This window comes from bacterium SCSIO 12696, from assembly GCA_024397955.1.
In the GTDB taxonomy this organism is placed as follows: Bacteria; Pseudomonadota; Gammaproteobacteria; order Pseudomonadales; family Porticoccaceae; genus SCSIO-12696.
The window spans coordinates 778,205-803,113 of the sequence record CP073744.1 but is presented as its reverse complement, the minus strand read 5'-3'; the positions used below and the strand labels follow the sequence as shown (position 1 = coordinate 803,113).

General features: G+C 52.9%; 27 protein-coding genes and 4 tRNA genes. 22 read left to right on the top strand and 9 right to left on the bottom strand.

What is annotated here, in order from left to right; translation table 11 throughout:
- The first annotated feature begins 9 nt into the window (after positions 1 to 9).
- The 11 genes from KFE80_03700 (at position 10) to KFE80_03650 (ending at position 9,323) form a co-directional block, all read left to right on the top strand.
- A tRNA-Val gene (locus KFE80_03700) sits at positions 10 to 86 on the top strand.
- Between the two features lie 287 nt (positions 87 to 373).
- Positions 374 to 2,311: a threonine--tRNA ligase gene (thrS, locus tag KFE80_03695; GenBank protein ID UTW46012.1), complete on the top strand. Its 1,938-nt coding sequence runs from the start codon at positions 374 to 376 to the stop codon at positions 2,309 to 2,311.
- A 23-nt stretch (positions 2,312 to 2,334) separates the two neighbouring features.
- On the top strand, positions 2,335 to 2,877 hold the full coding sequence (gene infC, locus KFE80_03690; protein UTW46615.1) for a translation initiation factor IF-3: 543 nt from the start codon (positions 2,335 to 2,337) through the stop codon (positions 2,875 to 2,877).
- Positions 2,878 to 3,054: 177 nt separating this feature from the next.
- On the top strand, positions 3,055 to 3,246 hold the full coding sequence (gene rpmI, locus KFE80_03685; GenBank protein ID UTW46011.1) for a 50S ribosomal protein L35: 192 nt from the start codon (positions 3,055 to 3,057) through the stop codon (positions 3,244 to 3,246).
- 34 nt (positions 3,247 to 3,280) lie between these two features.
- Positions 3,281 to 3,637 (top strand): 50S ribosomal protein L20, encoded by a 357-nt coding sequence (rplT, locus tag KFE80_03680; GenBank protein ID UTW46010.1) that lies wholly within the window; start codon positions 3,281 to 3,283, stop codon positions 3,635 to 3,637.
- A gap of 156 nt (positions 3,638 to 3,793) precedes the next feature.
- Positions 3,794 to 4,807: a phenylalanine--tRNA ligase subunit alpha gene (pheS, locus tag KFE80_03675; protein ID UTW46009.1), complete on the top strand. Its 1,014-nt coding sequence runs from the start codon at positions 3,794 to 3,796 to the stop codon at positions 4,805 to 4,807.
- Between the two features lie 174 nt (positions 4,808 to 4,981).
- Positions 4,982 to 7,375 carry a phenylalanine--tRNA ligase subunit beta gene (gene pheT / locus KFE80_03670; protein ID UTW46008.1) on the top strand — a complete coding sequence of 798 codons (2,394 nt, stop codon included), beginning with the start codon at positions 4,982 to 4,984 and terminating at the stop codon, positions 7,373 to 7,375.
- Between the two features lie 68 nt (positions 7,376 to 7,443).
- Positions 7,444 to 7,755 (top strand): integration host factor subunit alpha, encoded by a 312-nt coding sequence (gene ihfA, locus KFE80_03665; protein UTW46007.1) that lies wholly within the window; start codon positions 7,444 to 7,446, stop codon positions 7,753 to 7,755.
- The gene (locus KFE80_03660; GenBank protein ID UTW46006.1) at positions 7,736 to 8,092 is read left to right on the top strand and encodes a MerR family transcriptional regulator; all 357 of its coding nucleotides are present in this window, start codon (positions 7,736 to 7,738) and stop codon (positions 8,090 to 8,092) included. The genes ihfA and KFE80_03660 overlap by 20 nt, the downstream gene beginning before the upstream one ends.
- Positions 8,093 to 8,163: 71 nt before the next feature.
- Positions 8,164 to 8,240: transfer RNA gene (locus KFE80_03655), tRNA-Pro, on the top strand.
- 174 nt (positions 8,241 to 8,414) lie between these two features.
- A complete protein-coding gene (locus KFE80_03650) occupies positions 8,415 to 9,323 on the top strand; it encodes a TIGR01777 family oxidoreductase (protein ID UTW46005.1) in 909 nt (302 codons plus the stop codon).
- 12 nt (positions 9,324 to 9,335) lie between these two features.
- Here KFE80_03650 and queD read toward each other — a convergent pair whose 3' ends face one another.
- The gene (gene queD / locus KFE80_03645; protein ID UTW46004.1) at positions 9,336 to 9,692 is read right to left on the bottom strand and encodes a 6-carboxytetrahydropterin synthase QueD; all 357 of its coding nucleotides are present in this window, start codon (positions 9,690 to 9,692) and stop codon (positions 9,336 to 9,338) included.
- A gap of 157 nt (positions 9,693 to 9,849) precedes the next feature.
- On the opposite strand from queD, the gene KFE80_03640 reads away from it, so the two are divergent.
- Together KFE80_03640 and KFE80_03635 are read left to right on the top strand one after the other, a co-directional pair.
- Positions 9,850 to 9,925: transfer RNA gene (locus KFE80_03640), tRNA-Val, on the top strand.
- Between the two features lie 81 nt (positions 9,926 to 10,006).
- Positions 10,007 to 10,083: transfer RNA gene (locus tag KFE80_03635), tRNA-Asp, on the top strand.
- 68 nt (positions 10,084 to 10,151) lie between these two features.
- Here KFE80_03635 and KFE80_03630 read toward each other — a convergent pair.
- Complete coding sequence (locus KFE80_03630) at positions 10,152 to 11,060, bottom strand: DUF1853 family protein (protein UTW46003.1); 909 nt, start codon at positions 11,058 to 11,060, stop codon at positions 10,152 to 10,154.
- A 68-nt stretch (positions 11,061 to 11,128) separates the two neighbouring features.
- Here KFE80_03630 and KFE80_03625 point away from each other — a divergent pair, with 68 nt between their 5' ends.
- Genes KFE80_03625 through pepN form a run of 5 tightly spaced genes read left to right on the top strand, consistent with a single transcriptional unit; the run spans position 11,129 to position 16,706 of the window.
- Complete coding sequence (locus tag KFE80_03625; protein ID UTW46002.1) at positions 11,129 to 12,040, top strand: NAD(+) kinase; 912 nt, start codon at positions 11,129 to 11,131, stop codon at positions 12,038 to 12,040.
- A 2-nt stretch (positions 12,041 to 12,042) separates the two neighbouring features.
- Entirely contained in the window at positions 12,043 to 12,903 is an 861-nt protein-coding gene (locus tag KFE80_03620; protein ID UTW46001.1) for a rhomboid family intramembrane serine protease, read from the top strand.
- A 43-nt stretch (positions 12,904 to 12,946) separates the two neighbouring features.
- Positions 12,947 to 13,204: a YeaC family protein gene (locus KFE80_03615; GenBank protein ID UTW46000.1), complete on the top strand. Its 258-nt coding sequence runs from the start codon at positions 12,947 to 12,949 to the stop codon at positions 13,202 to 13,204.
- A complete protein-coding gene (locus KFE80_03610) occupies positions 13,205 to 14,032 on the top strand; it encodes a DUF2797 domain-containing protein (GenBank protein ID UTW45999.1) in 828 nt (275 codons plus the stop codon).
- 22 nt (positions 14,033 to 14,054) lie between these two features.
- Entirely contained in the window at positions 14,055 to 16,706 is a 2,652-nt protein-coding gene (gene pepN / locus KFE80_03605; GenBank protein ID UTW45998.1) for an aminopeptidase N, read from the top strand.
- Positions 16,707 to 16,759: 53 nt separating this feature from the next.
- On the opposite strand, the gene KFE80_03600 is transcribed toward pepN, so the two are convergent.
- The 3 genes from KFE80_03600 to KFE80_03590 are packed head-to-tail and all read right to left on the bottom strand — an operon-like array spanning position 16,760 to position 18,715.
- Positions 16,760 to 17,224, bottom strand: a complete 465-nt coding sequence (locus KFE80_03600; protein ID UTW45997.1) for a 6,7-dimethyl-8-ribityllumazine synthase — start codon at positions 17,222 to 17,224, stop codon at positions 16,760 to 16,762.
- A gap of 7 nt (positions 17,225 to 17,231) precedes the next feature.
- Positions 17,232 to 17,711: a hypothetical protein gene (locus KFE80_03595; GenBank protein UTW45996.1), complete on the bottom strand. Its 480-nt coding sequence runs from the start codon at positions 17,709 to 17,711 to the stop codon at positions 17,232 to 17,234.
- A complete protein-coding gene (locus tag KFE80_03590; GenBank protein UTW45995.1) occupies positions 17,708 to 18,715 on the bottom strand; it encodes a tRNA-dihydrouridine synthase in 1,008 nt (335 codons plus the stop codon). The genes KFE80_03595 and KFE80_03590 overlap by 4 nt, the downstream gene beginning before the upstream one ends.
- Positions 18,716 to 18,860: 145 nt before the next feature.
- Here KFE80_03590 and KFE80_03585 point away from each other — a divergent pair, with 145 nt between their 5' ends.
- Both KFE80_03585 and KFE80_03580 read left to right on the top strand, forming a co-directional pair.
- Positions 18,861 to 19,379: a polymer-forming cytoskeletal protein gene (locus KFE80_03585; GenBank protein UTW45994.1), complete on the top strand. Its 519-nt coding sequence runs from the start codon at positions 18,861 to 18,863 to the stop codon at positions 19,377 to 19,379.
- 3 nt (positions 19,380 to 19,382) lie between these two features.
- A complete protein-coding gene (locus KFE80_03580; protein ID UTW45993.1) occupies positions 19,383 to 20,027 on the top strand; it encodes a hypothetical protein in 645 nt (214 codons plus the stop codon).
- Positions 20,028 to 20,054: 27 nt separating this feature from the next.
- Here KFE80_03580 and KFE80_03575 read toward each other — a convergent pair whose 3' ends face one another.
- The 4 genes from KFE80_03575 to KFE80_03560 are packed head-to-tail and all read right to left on the bottom strand — an operon-like array spanning position 20,055 to position 22,925.
- A complete protein-coding gene (locus KFE80_03575; GenBank protein UTW45992.1) occupies positions 20,055 to 21,383 on the bottom strand; it encodes a two-component sensor histidine kinase in 1,329 nt (442 codons plus the stop codon).
- Positions 21,380 to 22,060 carry a response regulator transcription factor gene (locus KFE80_03570; GenBank protein ID UTW45991.1) on the bottom strand — a complete coding sequence of 227 codons (681 nt, stop codon included), beginning with the start codon at positions 22,058 to 22,060 and terminating at the stop codon, positions 21,380 to 21,382. Before KFE80_03570 ends, KFE80_03575 begins: the two co-directional genes overlap by 4 nt.
- A gap of 3 nt (positions 22,061 to 22,063) precedes the next feature.
- Positions 22,064 to 22,333, bottom strand: coding sequence for a PepSY domain-containing protein (locus KFE80_03565; GenBank protein UTW45990.1), 270 nt, complete (start codon positions 22,331 to 22,333; stop codon positions 22,064 to 22,066).
- 28 nt (positions 22,334 to 22,361) lie between these two features.
- The gene (locus tag KFE80_03560) at positions 22,362 to 22,925 is read right to left on the bottom strand and encodes a glycine zipper 2TM domain-containing protein (GenBank protein ID UTW45989.1); all 564 of its coding nucleotides are present in this window, start codon (positions 22,923 to 22,925) and stop codon (positions 22,362 to 22,364) included.
- Positions 22,926 to 23,106: 181 nt separating this feature from the next.
- Between KFE80_03560 and KFE80_03555 the strand changes: the two genes are divergently transcribed.
- Both KFE80_03555 and KFE80_03550 read left to right on the top strand, forming a co-directional pair.
- On the top strand, positions 23,107 to 23,715 hold the full coding sequence (locus KFE80_03555; GenBank protein UTW45988.1) for a DUF502 domain-containing protein: 609 nt from the start codon (positions 23,107 to 23,109) through the stop codon (positions 23,713 to 23,715).
- Positions 23,705 to 24,619, top strand: a complete 915-nt coding sequence (locus KFE80_03550) for a DEAD/DEAH box helicase (GenBank protein UTW45987.1) — start codon at positions 23,705 to 23,707, stop codon at positions 24,617 to 24,619. Before KFE80_03555 ends, KFE80_03550 begins: the two co-directional genes overlap by 11 nt.
- Positions 24,620 to 24,909: the final 290 nt, after the last annotated feature.

Genomic DNA, 24,909 nt, shown 5'->3' with positions numbered 1-24,909 from the left:
ACGAACACTAGACGCGTAGCTCAGTTGGTTAGAGCACCACCTTGACATGGTGGGGGTCGTTGGTTCGAATCCGATCGCGTCTACCATATACACAAAAGCCCTTATGCCAACGGCATAAGGGCTTTTGTGTATATGGTAGACGCGTGAGGTTCAACCGCCGTTCGACAAATTTGCAGGAAGCAAATTTGGGCGTCGAAGCAAAGCGCAGACGGGCGTAGCCTGAGCCGCATGGATGTGGCGAGCCAATCCGATCGCAAGCTCGCCAGTCGTCAAACAATGTAGCGAGCCAATTCAATCGCAGATATACTTGCCCACCAAATTTCTACAACCCAAGTGACCCTGCGTATGGGCCACCACTGGAAAGGACAATTCAATGCCTGTAATTACCCTCCCTGACGGCAGTCAGCGTTCCTTCGATAACCCGGTTTCCATCTACGATGTTGCCTCCGATATTGGCCCCGGCCTGGCCAAAGCTACCCTTGGTGGTCGCGTTAACGGCGTGCGCATGGATGCCCATGACATCATCACCGAAGACGCTGACTTAACCATTTTCACCAGCAAAGACGAAGATGGCTTGGAAATTATCCGTCACTCCTGTGCTCACTTGCTGGGCCACGCAGTTAAACAGCTGTGGCCGGAAGCGAAAATGGCCATTGGCCCCACTATCGACAACGGCTTTTACTACGATGTCGATCTGGATCGTCGTCTTACCGACGAAGATGTGGAAAAGCTAGAAGCCCGTATGCTGGAGTTGGCCAAGACCGACTACGATGTGGTGAAGAAAAAAGTCAGCTGGCAAGAGGCGAGGGATGCTTTTGAATCTCGCGATGAGCCTTATAAGGTGGAAATTCTGGATCAGAACGTCGCCAAGGACGATCGGCCGGGCCTTTACCACCACGAAGAATACATCGACATGTGCCGTGGCCCCCACGTGCCCAATATGAAGTTTTGCCATCACTTCAAACTGATGCGGGTGTCTGGTGCTTACTGGCGCGGTGATTCCAGCAACAAGCAGTTACAGCGCATTTACGGCACAGCCTGGGCAGACAGAAAACAGCTCAAGAAATACCTGAATTTCCTGCAAGAAGCGGAAAAACGCGATCACCGCAAAATTGGCAAAAAGCTCGACTTGTTCCATATGCAAGAAGAGGCGCCGGGGCAAATTTTCTGGCACCCCCGTGGTTGGACGATTTACAAAACCATTGAACAGTACATGCGCGACAAGCAAAATCGCCGCGGCTACAAAGAGTTAAAGACCCCTCAGCTGGTGGACTTCAGTTTGTGGGAGCGCTCCGGTCACGCCTCAAAGTTTGGCGACGATATGTTTGCCCTGCAGGCCGATGACAAGCAATTTGCTATCAAGCCGATGAACTGCCCCTGTCACGTGCAGGTGTTTAATCAGGGTTTGCGCAGCCATAAAGACTTGCCGCTGCGTTTGGCTGAATTTGGTTCCTGCCACCGCAACGAACCCTCTGGCTCTCTGCATGGCATTATGCGGGTGCGTGGCTTTGTGCAGGACGATGGTCATATCTTCTGTACCGAAGAGCAGATTCAAAGTGAAGTGGTCACCTTTACCGAATTCTTGCACGAAGTGTATGCGGACTTTGGCTTCAGCGACATTATCTACCGCATTTCTACCCGCCCGGAAAAACGCGTGGGGACCGACGAGGATTGGGATAAGTCTGAAAAGGCGCTGATGGATGCCCTGGATGCCCAAGGCCTGGAATGGCAAGAGTTGCCTGGCGAAGGTGCCTTCTATGGCCCTAAAATCGAGTTTTCCTTGAAGGACTGCCTGGGCCGTGTATGGCAATTGGGCACCATTCAGGTGGACTTCTCCATGCCCGGTCGCCTCGATGCGCAGTATGTGGCGGAAGATGACACCCGTCAGGTGCCAGTCATGCTGCACCGCGCCATTCTCGGTTCCTTCGAGCGTTTTGTGGGTATTTTGATCGAGCACTACGAAGGCGCATTCCCCACCTGGCTGGCGCCGGAGCAGGCAGTGGTGATGAATATTACCGACAGCCAGGCCGAATACGTCGAAAAAGTGACCGATTCCCTGCAAAATCAGGGTTTTAGGGTGATTAATGACTTGAGAAACGAAAAAATCGGCTTTAAAATCCGCGAGCACACAATTCAGCGCATCCCTTATCTGCTCGTTGTGGGTGATAAGGAAGTGGAAAATCAGACCGTGGCCGTCCGTACCCGTAGCGGGGAAGACCTTGGCAGCATCAGCATCGATGACTTTGCCAAGCATCTTCAAGAGGACATACAGCGCCGCGGTCGCTCTCGTTCTGAAAGCGCCGCTGAATGACTTAAACGCATTGGAGAAACAGCATTAAGAAAGATTACAAGAAAGGGCAAAAGCGGGCCCGTTTAAACGATGACATAACCGGCTTGAGCGAAGTGCGCCTGGTGGGTGCCGAAGGTGAGCAGGTCGGTGTGGTGTCATTTGAAGAGGCCCTTGAAACTGCCCAGGCGGCCAAGTTGGATTTGGTGGAGATTGCCCCGGATGCCAAGCCGCCGGTCTGTAAGGTGATGGACTACGGCAAGCACCTGTTTGAGCTGAAGAAGCAGCAAGCTGCCCAGCGCAAAAAGCAGAAGCAGACACAAGTGAAAGAAATGAAATTTCGCCCAGGGACGGACGAGGGTGACTACCAGATCAAACTGCGCAATCTGGTACGTTTCCTTGAACATGGGGACAAGGCCAAGGTAACCCTGCGTTACCGTGGTCGTGAGATGGCTCACCAGGAAATCGGGATGGAGATGCTCAAGCGCATCGAAAAAGATCTCGAAGAACTGGGGCAAGTTGAGCAATTTCCAAAAATGGAAGGCCGCCAACTGACGATGGTTATCGCCCCACTCAGTAAAAAGAAGTAACTGAGCGTTCAAAAGTAGTAACACGCAGTAACGTGGAAAAGTGAACCGGAACGTACCTTTTATAAAAGACACTAATCCGGCTGTATCGCCCTCAGCCTGTTGGCTGGCTGACCGAACAGACTTCTCCTTATATTAAACCTTGATACCCAGCGGGTATCACATTGTGGAGTAAATACAATGCCAAAAGCCAAAGCACACAGCGGAGCCGCCAAGCGTTTCAAGAAAAGCGCTTCCGGCTACAAGCACAAGCACGCTAACAAAAGCCACATCCTCACCAAAATGAGCACCAAGCGTAAGCGCCAGCTGCGCGGCACCGATCAAATGAACGCTGCCGACAAGCCACTGGTCGATCGTATGCTGCGGGTTTAACCGCGCTCATTAACTGATTTGAGAGGATAGAGAAATGGCTCGAGTTAAGCGCGGTGTAACCGCACGCAGAAAGCACAAAAAGATTCTGAAGCAAGCCAAGGGTTACTACGGTGCTCGCAGTCGCGTATTGCGCGTTGCCAAGCAGGCCGTAACCAAAGCTGGTCAATATGCCTACCGCGACCGTCGCGTTAAAAAGCGTACCTTCCGCCAGCTGTGGATTACCCGTATCAACGCCCAGGCTCGCAACGAAGGCATCACCTACAGCCAGTTCATTTCCGGCATGAAAAAAGCCGGCATTGCCCTGGACCGTCGCGTACTGGCCGACCTGGCTGTGCACGACAAAGTGGGTTTTGCGGCAGTCGTTGAAAAAGCGAAAGCCGCCCTTGCCTGATAACACCTGGGGTTAATACAACTCCGGTGTTACAAGCAGTATCGAATGGGGAAAGGGCTTGCGCTCTTTCCCCATTTTTTTGCCCTGTGTCATCTTGAAAGCGTTTTCTCAGGATGAGGCGGGGGGTAAAGTCAGAACAATAATTTGGGATAACACGTGGAAAACCTTGAAGTACTGGCAGAACAAGCCAAAGCTGCCGTTAATGCTGCCGCCGATGCCGCTGCCCTGGAAGAAGTGCGAGTAGAATACTTGGGCAAAAAAGGCCAGCTTACCGGCTTGTTGAAAGGCCTTGGCAAACTCTCTCCGGAAGAGCGCCCCAAAGCCGGTGCCCAAATTAATGTGGTCAAGCAAGAGGTTCAAGAGCTAATTAACGCTCGCAAGGCTGGTTTTGAAAAGGCCGCCATTGACGCTCAGCTGGCCAGCGAAACCGTCGATGTTACCTTGCCAGGCCGCGCTGCCGAAGTGGGCGGCTTGCATCCGGTGACTCGCACTATGGAGCGCATTGAGGCGTTCTTTACCAAGGTGGGTTACGACATTGCCGAAGGCCCGGAAATCGAAGATGATTACCACAACTTCGAAGCGCTTAATATTCCTTCGCATCACCCAGCGCGGGCTATGCACGATACCTTTTATATCAACGAACACACGGTGCTGCGCACCCACACTTCACCAGTGCAAGTTCGCACTATGGAGGGCAAAGAGCCACCCATTCGCGTGGTGTGCCCCGGCCGCGTGTATCGCTGCGACTCTGACCTGACCCATACCCCCATGTTCCATCAGGTGGAGGGGTTGGTGGTGGACAAAAATATCAGCATGGCGGATCTCAAAGGCACTGTGGATCAGTTCCTCAAGGCATTCTTCGAAGCCGACCTGCCAGTGCGTTTCCGCCCGTCTTACTTTCCCTTTACCGAGCCTTCCGCGGAAGTGGATATCCAGTGCACCAACTGCAGTGGCAAAGGCTGTCGTGTGTGCAGTCACACCGGTTGGCTGGAGGTGATGGGTTGCGGCATGGTGCACCCCAACGTATTCAAACACTGCGATATTGATTCAGACAAATACAGTGGTTTTGCCTTCGGTATGGGGGTAGAGCGATTAGCAATGTTACGCTATGGAGTCAATGACTTACGGCTGTTTTTTGAGAATGATTTGAACTTCTTGAAGCAATTTTAAAATGAGAGATGGGAGACGGGAGATGAGAGACGTATTTGCTCCCGGATTGAATTCTCGGCGCAATAAATAGAATTTGAAGGGATATTGGTGTCAGGTGGTTTGAGGTTTTGATGTGGCAGGGTCTGCATCTCTCGTCTCCCATCTCTCATCTCCCAAAACCGAAGGTTTTAAAACATGAAATTCAGCGAATCCTGGCTGCGCGAGTGGGCCAATCCGCAAATCACCACCGAAGAACTAATGGCCCAGATCACCATGGCGGGTCTGGAAGTGGATGGTGTGGAATCCGCTGCCGCTGAATTTAGCGGCGTTGTGGTGGGTGAAATTGTTGCCATTGAGCAACACCCGGATGCAGACAAGCTGCGCGTTTGTCAGGTGGTGGGCAATGGTAATGACACCGTGCAAGTTGTGTGCGGTGCTCCTAATGCCCGGAAAGGTTTGAAGACCGCCTTTGCGACTGTGGGTGCCAAACTGCCCGGTGACTTCAAGATCAAGAAAGCCAAGCTGCGCGGGGTAGAATCCTTTGGCATGTTGTGCTCGGAAGATGAGCTGGGGGTCAGCGAAGCTGCCGATGGTATTTGGGAGCTGCCTGAAGATGCACCGGTAGGGGCCGATATTCGTGAATACCTGGATCTCAACGACCAACTGATCGAAGTAGACCTTACCCCCAACCGAGGTGACTGCCTCAGTGTTCGCGGTGTGGCTCGTGAAGTGGGCGCTCTCAATCAGGTAGACGTCTCGGAAGTTGATATTAAGCCAGTCGCGCCGCAAATTGACGATACCGTTTCTGTTGAACTGATTGCGGACGAAGGCTGCCCTAACTACGTAGGCCGGGTCATTCGCAACGTGGACACCAGCCAGCCCACGCCCCAGTGGATGCAAGAAAAACTGCGCCGCAGTGGCCTGCGTTCCATCGACCCAGTGGTGGATATCACCAACTACGTATTGTTGGAACTGGGCCAACCGATGCACGCCTTTGACTGCAACAAAATCGATGGCGGCATTCGCGTGCGCATGGCGGAAGAGGGCGAGCCCCTGAAATTGCTGGATGGCTCAGAAGTGAAGCTGCGCGCCGATACCCTGGTCATTGCGGATCACAGCAAGGCGGTCGCCATGGCCGGCATTATGGGTGGCGACGACACGGCAGTAGCGGAAGGCAGTACGGATATCTTCCTGGAATGCGCCTACTTCAATCCTCTTACCATCGCTGGCAAGGCCCGCAGCTACGGTATGCACACCGATGCTTCCCACCGCTACGAGCGTGGCGTTGACCCTCTGCTGCAGGAACTGGCCGTAGAGCGGGCCACTCAATTGCTGCTGGACATCACCGGTGGCCAGCCAGGGCCGTTGGCGCGCACTTGTGCTGCCGACAAAATGCCCAAGCCTGCCACAGTCACCTTGCGCAAAGCCCGCTTGCAGCAACAATTGGCACTGACGTTAGAAGACAAAACGGTTGTGGAAATGTTAACCCGCCTGGGCTTGAAGCTGGAATCCAGCGATAACAATGGCTGGACATTTACCGCCCCCAGCTGGCGTTTCGACATTGCCATTGAAGCCGACCTGATCGAAGAGATTGCCCGACTCTACGGCTACAATCGCTTGCCTACCACGACTTTGGAAGCACCACTGCCTATCTTGCCCAAGCAAGAGGCTCAGGTGGGTACAGCGGCCTTGCGCCAGCAACTGATTAGCCGTGGCTACCGCGAGGCGATCACATACAGCTTTGTGGACCCGGAACAACAGAAGTTGGTAGAGCCTGATGCTGCCACCATTGCGCTGGCTAACCCCATTTCTGCGGATATGGGCGTAATGCGCACCGGGCTTTGGGTGGGTTTGCTCAATACTTTGAAGCACAACATCAACCGCCAGCAAAACCGTGTACGCCTGTTTGAAACTGGCTTGCGCTTTGTGCCGCAAAAAGACAATGACCTCAATGGGCTGAAACAGCAACGAGTGATCGCCGGATTGATTGCTGGTCCGCGTCTGGAAGAGAGCTGGTTGCACGAAAAAGATGCCGTGGACTTTTACGATCTCAAGGGCGATGTGGAATCTTTGTTGAGCCTGTGTGGTGAGAATGCCCAATTTCAATTCACCAAAGGTGAGCACAGTGCCCTGCATCCAGGCCAGTGCGCGCAGGTTTTGCGCGACGGCCGAGCTATTGGTGTTATGGGTAAACTACACCCGTCACTACAAAAATCACTGGGGCTAGATCAAGCTGCCTATCTGTTTGAAATAGCACTTGATGGGCTTGAAGATGCCCAGCTTCCCAGTTTCCAGGAGCTGAGTAAGTTCCCGGAAGTTCGCCGCGATATTGCACTGCTGGTCGACCGTGAAGTGGCCGTTGGTGATTTGCTGATTGCCGCCCGTCAGGCGGCAGGTGATTTCCTCATTGACTTAAAGATATTTGACGTATATCACGGCAAAGGCATTGATAATAATAGAAAAAGTGTAGCGTTAGGGTTGATCTTTCGAGATTTATCGCGCACTCTTAATGAGCAGGAAGTCACTCAGTCTGTAGACAATGTCGTAGGGGCGCTTGAGCAAAAATACGGCGCGACTCTGAGGGGTTAGACTCCCAAAGGCTAGTACCAATAAAAACAGGGTAGAACAATGGCGGTAACCAATAGGGCAGGGCTGCTATGACAGCTCTCACCAAAGCCGACCTGGCGGAAATGCTGTTCGACGAACTTGGCCTCAATAAAAGAGAGGCCAAAGAACTCGTCGAACTGTTTTTTGAAGAAATTCGTGCCTCCCTGGAAAACAATGAACAGGTAAAACTGTCCGGTTTTGGCAACTTCGACCTGCGGGACAAAAGTACCCGCCCAGGCCGAAACCCCAAAACCGGTGAAGAAATCCCTATATCTGCCCGCCGAGTAGTGACCTTCAAGCCCGGACAAAAACTAAAAACAAAAGTGGAAAATCGCATAGACGATGCTGGAAGCGAGCAATAATAACGAACTGCCGGTGATTCCCGGAAAACGCTACTTCACCATTGGTGAGGTCAGTGAGCTGTGTGATGTTAAACCTCACGTACTGCGCTATTGGGAGCAGGAATTTCCCAATTTAAGCCCGGTTAAGCGCCGCGGAAATCGCCGTTATTACCAACGCCAAGATGTATTGCTGATTCGCCAGATTCGTTCGTTACTTTATGAGCAAGGCTACACCATTGGCGGTGCCCGCCAGCGTTTGGGCGGTGGCGATGCCAAGGAAGAGGCGACTCAAATTCGACAATTGATTGGCCAGACCATCACCGAGTTGGAAGATATTCTGACTACCCTCAAAAGCTAATCGATCATCGCTGTTAACCCTGAAAATTTGATTGCAATCGCTTTCCCAATCGGTATTATATGCGCCTCTTTCGGGGCGTAGCGCAGCCTGGTAGCGCACTACACTGGGGGTGTAGTGGTCGCAGGTTCAAATCCTGCCGTCCCGACCATTTAAAACCAAAAGGGCCATTCGAAAGAATGGCCCTTTTGGTTTTTATCGTAGTAACTATATTTTACTCGCACATTACTTCGTCATTTCCATACCTATCTTCACGGGTTACTGACCCGGCTGCCGTTACTCTGCTATTTTTAGGGATAAACTAACACATCACGCGCGGCTGCTTATGGATTCAAAACAAATACTGATCACTGGCGGTACCGGCTTTATTGGCAAGCATCTCTGTCGCAGGTTGCTGAGTGACGGTTATGGTGTCCACGTTATCAGTCGCCACCCTAATGAAGCTGCTCAATTTATGCCATCTGGGGTTCAGTTGTATCGCGATCTTGATGAGCTGGACGTGACTCTTGCTTTTGACGGTGTGATTAACCTGGCTGGAGAGCCGCTGGCCGAGGGGCGTTGGAACGCAAAGCGCAAACAACGCTTCTATGACAGCCGGATCAAAACCACCAAGCGGCTCTACAACTACTTTGTGCAAGCACCTCGTCCCCCGAAAGCCTTGATTAATGGCTCTGCCATTGGTTATTACGGCCCTCATGGTGATGAGCCACTGAATGAACAAGGTGCCCCTGAGGATTGTTTCTCCCATCAGTTGTGTCGAGATTGGGAGGAGCGCGCGAAATCCTTTGCCAGCATTGGCTGCCGAGTGTGCTCTGTGCGAATTGGCGTGGTATTGGGCGCTAAAGAGGGCGCCTTGGCGCGCATGTTGCCAGCTTTTAAGTTTGGTTTGGGGGGGCGCCTTGGTACAGGGCAACAGTGGTTTTCCTGGGTGCATATTGATGATCTGGTGGGCATCATTGTGTACGCACTGGAGCACACTGATATTCGCGGCCCAGTAAATGGTACAGCCCCCGGCGGTGTCACCAATGGAGAATTTAGCCGCCAGTTGGCGGGTGTATTACATCGACCCATGTTGCTGCCGATGCCTGAATCTGTGGCGCGATTGTTATTTGGTGAAATGGCCGATGAGTTGTTGTTGAGTGGTCAGCGGGTTGTGCCAGAAAAAATAATGAACGCCGGTTATGAATTTCAGTACCCGGAATTAAAAGGGGCGTTGGAAGCTATCTTGCGATAATTTCCACTCGCATTATTCCCCTCGGTAAACACAGCCGCTGGTACAGGTTTCCCGAATCACGATTTGCGATAGCTCCGGTAATGTGGGCTTCAGTCGTTGCCAAATCCAGCGGGCGATGTTTTCACTGGTGGGGTTTTCCAGCCCTTCAATGTCGTTCAGGTAGTAGTGATCCAACTGATCATAAATGGGCTTAAACGCCGCTTTTATATCGCCAAAATCCATCACCCAACCGCTGTCATCACCCACTGGTCCGGCCACGTAAATAGCGACCTGGAAGGAGTGCCCGTGAAGGCGTGCGCATTTGTGTCCAGCCGGTACATTGGGTAGGCGGTGAGCGGCTTCAAAGCTGAATTCTTTAAATATTTCCATGGCTTAGGTGTTAATGACTGGAATTGTGCAAACAATGATCAGGCGCGATATCTTAGTCGCGAGCGGTAAATAAGTATAGCCGCGGGGGCTGTAAAAAAATTTTAAAAAAGCGTTTGACAGGTCATCGGAATTGGGTAGAATGCGCATCTCTTTCGAGGGGTGGTTAGCTCAGCTGGGAGAGCAACGGCCTTACAAGCCGTAGGTCACAGGTTCGATCCCTGTACCACCCACCACTTACTGTTTTGAGGTGAAGAGCCTTTGTGACAGGCCAGTAAGTGAATTTTGGTAAAGTCAAAATCGAAAGAAAATACAGCGGCCCGGTAGTTCAGTTGGTTAGAATGCCGGCCTGTCACGCCGGAGGTCGAGGGTTCGAGTCCCTTCCGGGTCGCCATATACATAAAGCCGTCTCTTTTGGAGACGGCTTTTTTGTTGCACCCAAAATTATTGGTGGGCTTACAGTCAATCGTGTTTGGGCCAGGTATCTGGTACGACAAAAAAGCGTTCTTTTTCATTAAAACCTTCGCCAACCTGACTCACTCGCGCTGCCATCACCGGATAGGTGATGTCACTTATTTGCGCTAACTCAAGCAATTCTTCCCCGGTATGGGTTTCCGCCTGCGGTATATGAAATCGGGTACCTAGCCACTGCTGTTTCTCCAGCAGATGCCAGTCGCTGTCAGGGTGTTGCTCAACAAGTTGTGGCAACCGGGATGCGTACAACCAATGGCCAAAACAATGATTTTCTGGCGTCCAGTCTGGCCGCTCAGAGCCGCTATTCCATGGATAAAATAAGTAGCCTTTTAAAGCAGCCGATGAAGCAGTAACTCTGTCAGCCCCCAGCTTGGCAATAGCGATGCGACCCTCCGTCGAGCGGCTGAGCGGTAGCTGGTGGTCCAGCAGTCGTTGCTCTTTGGTCGCCAGGTTGTCTTTGGGGTTGGGGCCAGGCCAACGTGCTCGGTCGTTTAACTGGTTGTGGTTTCCGGTAAATAAATAAAATTTCACCGCGACTTCCAGGTGGTGAACCTGGCTGCTGGGCAAGTGGCGGTAAATAAAATCAAACGCACCCAAAGTGCGCTTTTCTGTGTTGATTACCTGAAGGTTATGGCCCAGCAGTTGGTACTCCGGGTGGTGTTCAAAGTAGAAAGCCCACAGCGCTTCAAAGTAATAACCCAGGCGGTGGCTGTTAACGTTGGACAGGTAGTTATCCAACCGATCTGGCTTTCGATCCAAGTCAGCAAATAGCTGCGTATCAGACTGGGTTGTGGCGGGCAAATTACCCGTAAAACCGAGGAGCAGAGGCGGGCTGTAAAGTGCCCATGCAAGCTTGCGCACATGGGGTGATTGATAGCTATTCCAATCGACTTGCATATACCTGAGACCCCCTCATAAACCTGTGTATAATCGATCATTCACGTATTTTTTTGCAAGAGAGTGATATGCCCTCATTTCCCCGCATTGGCCTGATGGCTCGCGTTCAATATCCCCAAGTGGTGGAGTCGTTGCGCTTCCTGGTAGATGATTTGAGTGTAGACCACACCTTGCTGGTGGAATCCCGTGCTGCTGAGTTTTTGAACAATCAGGGCATTGATTGCACAGTGTGTGAATGCCGTGATTTTGCTGACTGTATCGATCTGGCCATCCTGGTTGGTGGCGATGGCAGTATGCTCAGTGCAGCGCGGGAGATGGTGGATTTCGATGTGCCGCTGCTGGGCATTAACCGGGGTCGGCTGGGCTTTCTCAACGACATCTACCCGGATGAAATTGGCCCTCGGGTGCGGGAAGTGCTGGCCGGCAATTACATTGAATCCAGCCGTTTTTTGTTGGAAACCGCTGTTACTCGCAATGGCGCGAAAATAGGTGAGGGCATCGCCTTAAACGACGTGGTGCTGCACCCGGGGCAGTCGGTTCGAATGATGGAGTTTGAACTCTACATCGATGGCCATTTTGTTAACAGCCAGCGATCCGACGGCCTGATTGTGGCCACCCCCACCGGCTCCACCGCTTACGCACTTTCCGGTGGCGGCCCAATTTTGCACCCGGATCTGGACGCCATTGTGCTGGTGCCTATGAATCCCCACACTCTCAGTAGCCGACCCATTGTGGTGCCCGGTGACAGTGAGATCGAAATACGAGTCAGTGACCTCAATGAGCTGCATCCGTCAGTGACCTGCGATGGCCAAAATCACGTGGAAACCGAGCCCGGTGATGTCATTCGTATTGGCAAAAAGCAAAAACGGCTGCGCTTGATTCACCCGTCCGATCACAATTTCTACGAAATTTGCCGCAGCAAACTGGGGTGGGGCAGCCGGGTAGGCTCTACCCACCGCAGCAATGCCAACGGAAAATAATAGTGAACGAAAACAGCTGGACGCTGGTGGCCCAGTTCCCTCGCTCCTGGAATCCCGACAAATTAGTGGCAGAACTGCAACGCCGCCAAATTAATCATCGGCTGGTAAAGGACGATCAACGACTGTCACTGTGGCTTGAAAACCCGGAACACATCGTCGAAGTGGACCAGTTGGTTCGCCAGTTGAATCAGCCACAAAAGCGTGCCGAAAAAGACCCCTGGAGTTACGCCAAAGCACAGTCTTCATCCCCCCGTGCTGCTCGCCCCAGTAACCTGTTCGCCAAGTTTATTGGGTTGTTTCAGCGCGTCCCGGTGGTGATGTGGAGCATAGTGTTAAGCATTGGTGGAGCATTGCTGGTCAATGGTTCTCCCCAGCTGGCCAGTCTGTTGCTGTTTCCACCACTGGAACAATGGTCACCGACTACCTTTTGGCGTTGGCTAACGCCAATTTTTCTGCACTTTGGTGTCAGTCACGTGTTGTTTAACTGCCTCTGGCTTTGGGTGTTTGGTCACCGCCTGGAGCACGTGTGTGGCAAGGCATTTCTATTTTGGTTGATTATTGCCACTGGCTTGGGGGGCAACCTGGCGCAGTATCTGTGGAGCCCGGCTGTGCCCTTTGGCGGTATGTCCGGTGTGGTATACGGTTTGATGGGCTATGTGTGGCTGCGACAGCGACAAAACCCTCATCCATTACTGGCATTTCCGCCGATGCTGTTTGGCATGATGTTTATCTTTCTGGTGTTGGGCATTACCGGTACGCTTTCCCAGCTGATGGGCAGTGGTATTGCCAATGCCGCTCATCTCGGTGGCTTGGTGGTGGGTATGGCCATAGCCATGTTCACTGCGTCATGGCGTGGGCGCTGATATAATCGGCGCTCGTTATTTTCTTCCAGTCAGGCACATGCTTATGGACTTCCAACAGCTGCTCAATAATCTCAGCCCAGAAATTTATCAAAACCTCAAACGCGCCGTAGAGCTGGGCAAGTGGCCTGACGGCAACTCGCTGACCTCGGAGCAGCGGGAGCTGTGCATGCAGGCGGTTATTGCCTATGAGCACAAACACTTGCCACCGGAAAAGCGCAGCGGCTATGTTCCTCCCAAACCCACTGACTGTGAAACCGACCTGTCATTGGATGCCATCGAAGCACTTAAGTGGAAGCAGTAAATGGCTGAAAATTCCTATAGTGGCCACTTGAAAAAAATGGTGGTCGAGCTCGCTGATCGTGTGAATTATCAGCTGCCACTGGATGACCAACGAATAGATCTCAATAGCCTGGTTGGCGAACACCTGCGACTGGAATATCAGGGCGAAATCCACTGTAACCACTGCGGCCGAAAAACCAAAAAAAGCTTTAACCAGGGGTATTGCTACCCCTGTTTTTCTCGCTTGGCTCAGTGCGACAGTTGCATTATCAGCCCGGAAAAATGCCACTACCATCAGGGCACCTGCCGGGAGCCGGAGTGGGGCGAGCAATTTTGCATGACCGACCATATTGTCTACCTGGCAAACTCATCCGGGATTAAAGTCGGTATTACCCGGGTCAACCAAGTGCCCACTCGCTGGATCGACCAGGGCGCGGTACAGGCACTGCCCATATTGCGAGTGGCTACCCGGCAGCAATCGGGCCTTGTGGAAGACTGCCTGCGCCAGCATGTGGCCGATAAGACCAATTGGCGGGCGATGCTGAAAAATGATGTGGTACCCGTAGACCTGCCAGCCAAGCGCGACGAACTGTTTGATCTGTGCCAGAAAGAATTGGATCAACTGACGGAGCGTTTTGGCCTTAATGCCATCCAGCCCATAGAGGCCGACCCCGTGGATATCGATTATCCGGTGATTGAATACCCCACCAAAGTCACCAGTTTTAACTTCGATAAAACGCCAGTGGTAGAAGGCAAATTGATGGGCATCAAAGGTCAATATTTGATGTTCGATTCCGGTGTGATCAACATTCGTAAATTTACCGCTTATAACGTTACCGTCGAGTATTAAAGGTATCGTCAAGAGATTATTCATGAAAGACGCACAACCCAAAACCATTTACCTGAAAGACTACCAGCCGCCCAGTTATGCCATTGATCGCACCGAGCTGCGTGTGGAGTTACTGGAAGAGGGCGCCACTGTGGCTGCCAAGCTGACCATGCGCCGCAACAGCCACGTCGGTGAAAGTACCGAGCTGGTGTTGCACGGTATTGAGCTGGAGTTGCGCGAGTTAAAAGTCGATGGCCGTGCTTTAGAAGTGGATGAGTACGACGCGGATCGAGAAAGCCTGACCATTAAACAGGTTCCCGCAGAGTTTGTGCTGGAATCCTTGGTGTTTATCAAACCCCAGGAAAACACTTCCCTGGAAGGTTTGTACAAATCCGGCGGTATGTTCTGCACCCAGTGCGAAGCAGAAGGGTTTCGCAAAATTACCTATTACCTGGACCGGCCGGATGTGATGAGTGAGTACACCACCACGGTGGTGGCGGATAAAACCCGTTGCCCGGTGCTGCTCAGTAACGGCAACCCCATCGACAGCGGCGAACTGGACAGTGGCCGTCACTTTGTCACCTGGCACGACCCATTTAAAAAACCCAGTTACTTGTTTGCGTTGGTAGCCGGTGATCTGGAGTTTATTGAAGACAGCTTTACCACCATCAGTGGCCGCGAGATCGAGCTGCGCATTTTTGTGGAAGAAAAAGACATCGATAAATGCGACCACGCCATGCGCTCCCTGAAAAAATCCATGGCTTGGGATGAAGAAGTCTACGGTCGCGAGTACGACCTGGATATCTTTATGATCGTTGCCGTAGACGCCTTCAATATGGGCGCTATGGAAAACAAAGGGCTGAATATTTTTAACACTTCTGCGGTGTTGGCAAAAACCGAAACCACGACGGACGCGGCTTTCCAGCGGGTAGAGGCCATTGTTGCCCACGAGTATTTTCACAACTGGTCGGGCAACCGGGTGACGTGCCGGGACTGGTTCCAGCTCAGCCTTAAAGAAGGCTTTACCGTATTTCGGGATGCGGAGTTTTCCGCGGATATGGGCTCAAGGGTCGTAAAGCGGGTAGAAGATGCCAGCTTGCTGCGCACCGCCCAGTTTTCTGAAGACGCAGGCCCCATGGCTCATCCGGTGCAACCTGCCAGCTTTATTGAAATTTCCAACTTCTACACGCTCACTGTTTACGAAAAAGGCTGCGAAGTGGTGCGCATGTATCACACCCTGCTGGGGCCGGAAAAGTTTCGCGAAGCCACAGACCTGTATTTTGAGCGCCACGATGGCGAGGCGGCCACTATCGACGATTTTGCCCAGTGTATGGCGCAAGTATCTGGTCGTGATCTGACTCAGTTCAAACGTTGGTACAGCCAGGCAGGTACGCCACGGGTGGACGTCACCGGGCACTACGATGCAGAGGCCCAGACCTATCGACTGGAGTTTACTCAAAGCTGCCCGGCGACGCCGGAAGCGACCGAAAAAGCACCGTTCCTGATTCCAGTACGTGTTGGCCTGGTGGGAGAGCAGGGCGATCTGCCCCTTAAATTACAGGGGGTTGAGCAAACGGAAAACACCACGGAGCTGGTGTTGGAAATCACTGAGCGCGAGCAGAGTGTTGTCTTCGAGCGGGTGGCCGAACCACCAACGCCATCGTTGCTCCGAGATTTTTCTGCACCGATTAAGTTGGATTTCCCGCACAGCCGAGACGATCTGACCTTCCTGATGAGCCGCGATAGCGACGGCTTTAATCGTTGGGATGCCTGCCAGAAATTGGCCACAGACATTTTGGAAGAACTGGTTCAAGCGCAGCTGGATGGCCAGCCTATGGTGCTGGATGGCCGCCTGGTGGAGGCCTGTCGAACAGTACTCACCGATACCACGCTGGATCCAGCGATGGTGGCGCTGATGCTGAAACTGCCGTCGGAAGCGTACTTGGCAGAAGAAGCGGATGTGATTTATGTGGACGAAATTCACGCTGCCCGTGAGTTTGTTCGCCAACAATTGGCCAACCAGCTAAGCGATGAATTTCGTGCTGCTTACCACAACAATCAGGTTGAAGACGCCTACCAGCCCAGTGCCGAGCAAATTGCCAAGCGCAGCTTGAAAAATACCGCACTGGGTTATTTGATGTTGGCGGATGATACCGCGGTTGAGTTGGCTCGTCGCCAGTACGACCTGGCCACCAATATGACCGACCGCAGTGCGGCGCTGTCTCTGTTGGTCGGTTCTGACAATGCTGCCGCAAAGCAGCAGGCTGGGGAATTGATACCGGCGTTCTACAATCAATGGCAGCATGAAGCGCTGGTGGTGAATCAATGGTTTGCTATTCAGGCGATGGCCCCACAAGCCGGTGGTGTTGAGCGAGTGCAGGCATTGATGCAGCATCCCGCATTCGATCTCAAGAATCCCAATAAAGTGCGCTCGCTGATAGGGGCGTTCTGCGCCAACAATCACAGCCAGTTTCATCGCACAGATGGCTCGGGTTATCAGTTGTTGGCCGATGCCATTATTGAGCTTGATTCGTTAAACCCGCAAATTGCCGCTCGTTTGATGTCGCCACTGAGCAAGTGGCAAAAGCAAATTCCCCAACGCCAACAGCTGATGCGTGAACAGCTGGCGCGAATTATGGCTGTTGAAGGGTTGTCGAAAGACGTTTACGAAGTGGTGTCAAAAAGCTTGAAGTGACATTTACTGAGAAGCTTAGTTATCCCCGCGTAAGCGGGGATAACTTTTCTAAATTACTGGTTGTCTTTCAGCGCCATGGCGTTCTGTAAGGTTTGTATAGCCGCCATAGCGGCCTCTTTTCCCTTGATGGAAAAGTGATCGTAAAAAAACTTGAGGTGGGCTTCTGATTCCTGAAAGTGGTGGGGCGTTAGCACAACCGACAGAATGGGCACCTCGCAATCCAGCTGTACCCGCATAATGCCATCCAGCACCGCTTGTGCCACAAAGTCATGGCGATAGATGCCGCCGTCAACCACCAGCCCGGCAGCCACAATTAAATGGTACTTCCCGGTTTTTGCCAGCAGCTGGGCTTGCAGTGGAATCTCCAGGCTGCCCGGTACATCAACAATGTCAATTTGCTGAGGGTCCAGGCCATTTTGCTTGAGTGCGTCTGCAAACGCCAGGTAACTCTGCTGAACAATGTCACGATGCCAGCCAGCCTGAATAAAGGCGATTTTTATGTCTTGAATCTGATTCATAACGGCTTTAACCGAAGGTAGTCATCATTGGAATAGCAATGGCAGCTATCGCTACCAATACCATAAAGGCCAGCATAATAATGGTTACAATACCAGCAAATTTCCAAAACTTGCGTTGCTGTTCAATAGCGTCGATCAGATTGTTTTCATCGGGGTTGTTAATTAGTGCATTAATGCGTGAACCATAACGAGATAGGTATATCGCAGGGAAGATATACAACAACGCGAAAACAATATAAATAAAACCCATAACGCCAGTACCAATCACACCGGCTGTATTGGCGGCGCCACTAATGGCGGTGCCCGCGACCATCATCACCACGCCGGCGAGCACCATAAAACCCGCAGAGATGTACAACATCACCGCAATCAACATCACCCATGGGCGGGTGCCGGACAGTTTTTCTATCAGCTGCTGGTTGACGCTTTGATGGGAGTGAGGGCCAGAAGTATCCGCTTGCGGAGTGGAGTAGGGGTTGTCAGTCATGGTGGTAATCCTTGCTGCATTATTGTTTTGGTGTTGGGCGGCATGGTAACAGAGTTTTCCAGCTGCTGAGCGAAAGCGGTCTCAAAATCCCGGCGCTCCCGCAGCCGCTTTATTTGTTCAAACAGGGCTCTCGCCTGTGGATAGGTGCGCTGCAAATACATCAGCCACTGTTTGGCGCGATTGCCGAGAAAGCGCTCCGGATAGGCGTCGCCGGTTTCCCGGTAAAAACCGTAAAGCAATTCGCAAACCGCCTGCCAGGGTAGTGGTGAATAGGGCTCGCCCGCTTCAACATGTTTGATCTGCAGGGCCAGATCCGGGCGGGCCAGCAGGCCTCGACCCAACATAAAGTCGGTACAACCGGTTTGCTGTTTGCAGCGCTGGTAGTCGTCCAGAGTCCAGATCTCGCCATTGGCAATCACGGGAATATCGATCGTCTCACGGATGCGGCCAATGTAGTCCCAATAAGCCGGAGGCTTGTAGCCGTCCGCTTTGGAGCGGGCGTGTACCGCCAGCTCATTGGCACCGGCTTGCCAGGCAGCGGTGGCGTTGTCCAGGTAGCTGCTGCGATCGGAAAACCCCAGGCGAATTTTGGCAGTAACCGGCACCGGTTCAGGTACCGCATCGCGCACGGCTTTGACGATTTCGTACACTCTGTTTGGGTTTTTCAACAATGTGGCGCCGCCATCGCTGCTATTAACGGTTTTTGCCGGGCAGCCAAAGTTCAGGTCAACGGCGGATGCTCCCATACGGGCGGCTTTGGCACCATTGCGAGCCAGTTTTTCCGGGTCACTGCCCAGCAACTGGATGCGAACCGGTGTACCAGATTGGGTGCGGCAGCCATTAGCCAGCTCTGGGCAGAGCCGTTTGAACACCTTTTCCGGCAGCACCGCATCAGTGACCCGAACAAATTCGGTGACGCACAGGTCAACCCCTCCCAACTGGGTGATCAAGTCGCGCATATGATGGTCGACAACCCCCTCCATAGGGGCGAGAAACAGGCGCATAATGACGGGTGACCGGGGTGCTGTTTTGGGGCACGAATTGTAACCAGAGATATTGCCGGTATCTATTTATTCTGTGACTTAGGCACTGGTATGCTGCGCTCGTTAAGACCATGATGCGCCTTTCCAAACCCTGCGGGAGATAGCCATGTTTGATAAAAGAAACGACGACAAGAAAAACGACGACAAGTACAAACCTGCAAGCCCGGTTGACCGGGGAGATCTGGCAGCTACCAGCGTGACGTCACCGTCACGGGCTTGTGCCATGATTGGTTCCACTATTCATATCAAGGGCGATATCAGCGGTGGTGAAAACCTGGTTATCGATGGCAAAGTGGATGGCACCATCGACCTCAGTGCCCACGAACTGTCGGTGGGTAGCAGTGGCACGGTGAAAGCTGACATCACCGCCAAAACCGTACGCATTGATGGCGAAGTGCAGGGCGATATTTCAGGCCACGAAAAAGTCACCGTTTCCAAAACCGGCAATGTGCGCGGCAATATTGTCGCTCCGCGAGTCACCCTTGAAGACGGTGCCAAGTTCAAAGGCAGCATCGATATGGACCCGGGCAGCAATGCGGTAGCGGAAGCCCCTAAAGCGGCTGAGGTTAAACCCTTGCACAAAGAAAAAAGCAAACCTGAAGAAGCCGCCAAAAGCGCCTCTTAGGGTATGTTTCGCCGTGCTGAAACCGGGGTTCAAGCGACGACGAACAGTGAGGCTCTGCTGCCTGAGCAGCAGAGTCAACTGTTTGCCCGGTTGACCGAAACACTCCCCGGTGATCGGCCTTTTTCGGTATTGGATGTTGGCCCTGGGGTAGCGGACACCGTTACCTTTTTTGCGGACTACCGTTGCCAGCTGCACTTTGCCGATCTGTTTTCAGATCTGCCTGCCCCCATCCCGGAAGGGGAGGATTTGACCGAACAGCAGAAGCAAAACCACTATCAGCAATACTTTAGCGAGCTGTTGTCGTTCCTTCCTGACACCTCGTCAATAGATCTGATCCTGTTCTGGGATTTGTTTAATTACATGAATGGAACAGCCATCGCCGGGCTGGCAATGGCTTTGGCTCCCCATCTTCATTCTGGCACCAAGGGCCACGGCTTCGTACAGCGGGATCGCCAAAAGGTACCGCCGGAGTACAGCTACGGGGTGCGTTCTGCCACCAGTCTGTTGGCAAAACCACTGACCAGAGAAAACCTGCCCAGACACTGCCATGGCCAGTCGTCACTGGAGCGCCAGCTCCACAGTTTGAAAATTGATCGAGGCGTGTTGATGTTGGATGGTCGGCTGGAGTTTGTTCTGCGGGCGTCCTAGCGCTGTTGGTATTAGTGTCAACAGACCCTAAGGTAATACCACCCGAAAGCGAGCCCCGCCTAGTGGGGATTCCTCCACCAATAGCTCACCGTTGTAGCTACTAACGATATCCACCACAACCGCCAGGCCAATACCCTGGCCGTTTTGTGCGGTATCCGCCCGGGCTCCACGTTGCAAAATCACTTGCCGATGGGCGTCCGGTATACCGGGACCGTTGTCATCGATAATCAATTCCAGCTGCTCAGCAACCATGTGGCCACTGATTTCAACCTGGCCTGCGCCGTATTTGCAGCTGTTGTCCAACAGGTTGCCCAGTAACTCCAGCAAGTCCCCATCATCGCCGTTAAATTCGCAGTTGGCGTCGACTGCGGTGGTAATTGTTACGCCATTGTCTCGATATATTTTGCCCAGTGTGCGGGCCAGTTTTTCCACTGCGGGTGCCACTGGGGTGCTGTTCTTGTTGGCATTGCTGCCGCCCACGGCACGTTGCAATTGGTGCTGAACAATCTGGTCCATGCGTTCCACTTGCTGATTGATGTCATCGTCCTTGGCACTTGTTGACAGCTGGCCGCGAATCACTGCCAATGGGGTTTTTAAACTGTGGGCCAGGTCGGCCATGGTGTTTCGATAGCGTTCCCGTTGCTGCCGCTCGCTGTTCAAGACGCGATTGAGGTTATCGGTAACTGCTGTAATTTCCCGTGGGTAGCGGCCTGCCAATTGCTGTTTCTGGCCGCTCTCTATGGCGGCCAGATCAGCGGCCACCCGATCCAATGGGCGCAACCCCCAGCGCATAATGCACAACTGGGCAATCAGCAGGAACACCCCAAGCCCCCCCAGCCACTGCCACAGCTGCTGCCGAAAACTCAGACGCTGTGCGTCCAGCGCACTGCTGTGCTGGGCCACGGCAAATCTCAACAGGCGGTTACTGCCAGATTCCTGTTGCCAGCTGACATCGTAGTAAAAGCGGTGGTAGGGCAGGTTGCTAATGGCTATCGGTTGAAAATTCTGTTGGCCGGTGAGTAGGGCAGCTTCGTCTGTTTGAATGGCAATATCCAGAGAGGAAGCAGACTGCCACAGCAGTTGTTCGGCATCGGTAATATAGGCCACCAGCCCGGAATGCAGTTGATTAAAGCGAGGCTCTGTAAGTTGTTCTGGCATCCACAGCTGGTCTGCGTCCAACTCTGCAGCGCCCATCAACAGGTACACGTAACTCTTTAATTGCTCCTGCAAGGCGGCCTGCTGGCTGCGCTGAAAACTGCGCTCAAGGGCCAGACCGCTGAGCCCCAAAAAAACCGGCAGCAAGATCACGGAAGCCAGTACAAAACGGCCAGCCAGGGAGTGCAGCAAAGGCTTCACGTAGCCTGTTCCAAGGCGAACCGATAGCCCTGGCCGCGTACGGTGGCAATGGGTTTGAGCGCGCCTGTTGGGTCCAGTTTTTTGCGCAGACGGCCCACAAATACCTCGATCACATTGCTGTCCCGGTCAAAATCCTGATCGTACAGGTGCTCGGTTAATTCGGTTTTTGAAATCACTTTGCCGGGGTGGCGACTTAGGTATTCCAGGGTGTTGTATTCAAAGCTGGTGAGTTCAAGGGGTTTGTCATTCAGCGAAACCTGTTTGGCAATGGTATCGATGCTCAGAGCACCAAAGCTCAATGTAGAGCTGGCGTTGCCGGATGCACGGCGCAACAGAGCGTGAACCCGGGCTTTCAACTCCTCATGGTGAAATGGCTTTACCAGATAATCGTCTGCGCCGGCTTCCAGGCCGGCCACCTTGTCTTGCCAGTTGCCCCGTGCGGTTAAAATTAAAATGGGGTATTTGTGATTTTCCTGACGCAATCGCTGGATTAACTCAATGCCGTCCATGCCGGGCAAGCCGATATCAATAATGGCCAGGTCATAGGGGTGTTCCGTGCCGTAATAAAGCCCTTCGGGGCCGTCCGCGGCGCTGTCAACCGCATAGCCCTGGTCGTTGAGCAATTGTTGCAGTTGCTGGCGCAGGCTGGGTTCGTCTTCCACAATCAACAGGCGCATGGTTTATCTCCGGTTGATTACTCGACCACTTTGTCCGTCGACAACCACATAAATCACCTTGTCCGCTGCAGTGAGCACTTTTACCCGGAATGCCTTGCGGCCCTTGTGATTGACGGGGGTGACTTTTAGTACTTTGCCGCCATTGCCCTTGGCGATATTGGCCGCTTGCTGGCGGTTGATGTCGGCACTTGCGTGCATACTGGCTGTGGCAGCGGCCACACCCAATACGCAGGCACAAAGGAGTCGGCCAGAGGTCTTTAGCGGGTTTCTCATCACAGACTCCTTTAACAGTTACGGCGAATCAATAGCGGTGTGCAGGGCGCACATCCACAACTACTTTGATGTGTCTGCCGGGGTCGTATTTGGTGCGGGTTTTATAAACCCGGCCATTGTAACGGTATTTTACCCGGTACCCGACAATCTCCTTATGGTAACCGTGGCGGCCACTGTGGTGATAGTCGTGGCGGCGATGGTGCTTTTTATCGTAGTCAGATGCCAGGGTGGCTCCCAATACCGCGCCCACTGCGGCACCGACACGCTTGCTCTTTTTGTGGTTGCCAAGGGCATGCCCCAAGCCACCGCCAATAATGGCACCGATCACCGGCTTGCTGGATGAACGATAGCTGTCATGGCCGTAATCGTAGTCATAGCTGTAATCGTTGCGGTAAGAGCGCACCTTCTTGTAGATGGGCTTAACACTGATAACGCGGGCGTAGTCAGTGTGGTTACTGTGGTAGCCCTTGTGGCGGTCGTGATGGCGATCGTAGTCCCGGTGGCCAGCCATGGCGCTGCCAGACAACGTAACCAGAGCGATCACCACTACCGCTGGCTTGAGTAAAACAGATTTTAAAGTGACCTTGTTCATAGGGTTCTCCTCACTTTCTCACTTCAATGATCGCTGGCACACACAATCGGCCAACTTGGAACACACAATAGCGTTGCCAAACTGAACCCAGGCTGAACCGATTTCCCGGGAAGCCGTTACAATGGCGCTCTCAATAAATTAACCTATCAATAAATGGCCCTATCAATAACAGGGGGAGCCCATGAAGAAGATTTTTATCGGTGGCGTGATGGTGTTGTTGCCGGTCGTTATTCTGGCGGCGGCGTTCAGGTGGTTGTTTGTGCTGATTACCGGTTGGATACAGCCGTTGACGAATCTGGTGATAGCCAACAATCAACTGCCAGAGCTTCTGGCGGATCTGATTGTTATTGCCATTATCCTGCTGCTTTGCTTTCTGGTGGGCACACTGGTGTCTACCCGTTTGGGCGCTTGGGCCCACCGAGTATTCGACCGCTATCTGCTCAAGCTGGCTCCGGGCTATCGCATGGTCAAAGACGTGATTGCCCAGTTTTTTGGGGATGCCAGCAAATCCCCGTTTGCCAATGGGGAAGTGGCGCGGGCAAAAATTTTTGGCCCTCAGTCCCCGACAACAGTGAGTGCCTTGGTCACTTCCCGGCATGCCAATGGCGACTACACCGTATTTGTGCCCACCGGGCCAAACCCCACCTCGGGCAATATGTACCACCTGAAACCGGACCAGGTGGAGCTGCGCCCGGATATCAAACTGGAAGACATGATGCGCACCATTATTGCCTGCGGTGCGGGCAGTGGTGACCTGTACAAGACAAGCAATCCTGATCGTGACAGCTGATTGGGGAGCAAACCTTCCCATTGGCCAGGTGCTGGGGGATGTGTGCGAACAGCTATTGCAACGGGATGAACTGGTATTACAGGCACCGCCCGGTGCCGGTAAAACCACCGTAGTGCCATTAGCGCTGCTGAATCAGCCCTGGCTGCGAGGGCAGAAAATTCTGCTTCTGGAGCCCCGTCGGGTTGCCGCTCGAGCGGCAGCGGAGCGCATGGCGGACAACCTCGGTGAAAAGGTCGGCGAAACCGTTGGCTACCGCATGCGTTTGCAAACCCGGGTGAGTGCGCAGACCCGCATTGAAGTCATCACCGAAGGCATCCTTACTCGTATGCTGCAGAGCGATCCGGCTTTGGAGGGGGTGGCCGCGGTTATCTTCGATGAATTTCACGAGCGCAGTCTGGACGCCGATTTGGGGCTGGCTCTGGTGTTGCAGGGGCGAGCGCTGTTTCGCGATGACGACAACCCGCTCAAAGTGCTGGTGATGTCCGCCACCTTGGACGGTGAGCGAGTGGCCGAGCTATTGAATAATGCGCCCATTGTGAACAGTGAAGGGCGCAGCTATCCAGTGGATGTGCACTATGGGCAACAACTGCCGATCAATCAGCCAGTGGCCCCCGCGGTTGCGTCCACGGTTGTTCGCGCGCTTAAAGAAACCTCTGGCAGTATGCTGGTGTTCTTGCCGGGACAGCGGGAGATTAATCAGGTCGCCAAACAACTCAGTGAAAAGCTGGCCGGGCAGGCTATTCAAATACGGCCGCTGTACGGTTCACTCTCTCTGGAGCAGCAACGTCGTGCTATCGCGCCCTGTGAGAGAGAGCATCGCAAAATCGTGCTCAGCACCAATGTTGATAATGCAGTAATGCGTAATGGAGAAAAAGTAAGAAGAAGGCGGACAATCAAGAAGTAGATAGTCAGGGTGATTGGGGGGGGTATACGAAAGATGCGCCCCTGTCAATAAGTTATTGACAAATGGAAAAAATAGTGTATAATGTATCGATTAAGTAAAAAATTTAGGTGAAGCCAAGTAATCCAAAGCAAATTAGTTTAAACAGTTGATCTAGTCAGAAGCTGCTTTTAGACCCGTTGTCGGTTGGGTGTTCAAGGCGGCTTTTTTTGTGTCTGTTGAAAAGTGATGGGGGTGAAGTATGAAATAGCAAGTGTAGTCGTTTTACTCGTTTATAAAGAGCCTGTACCTCA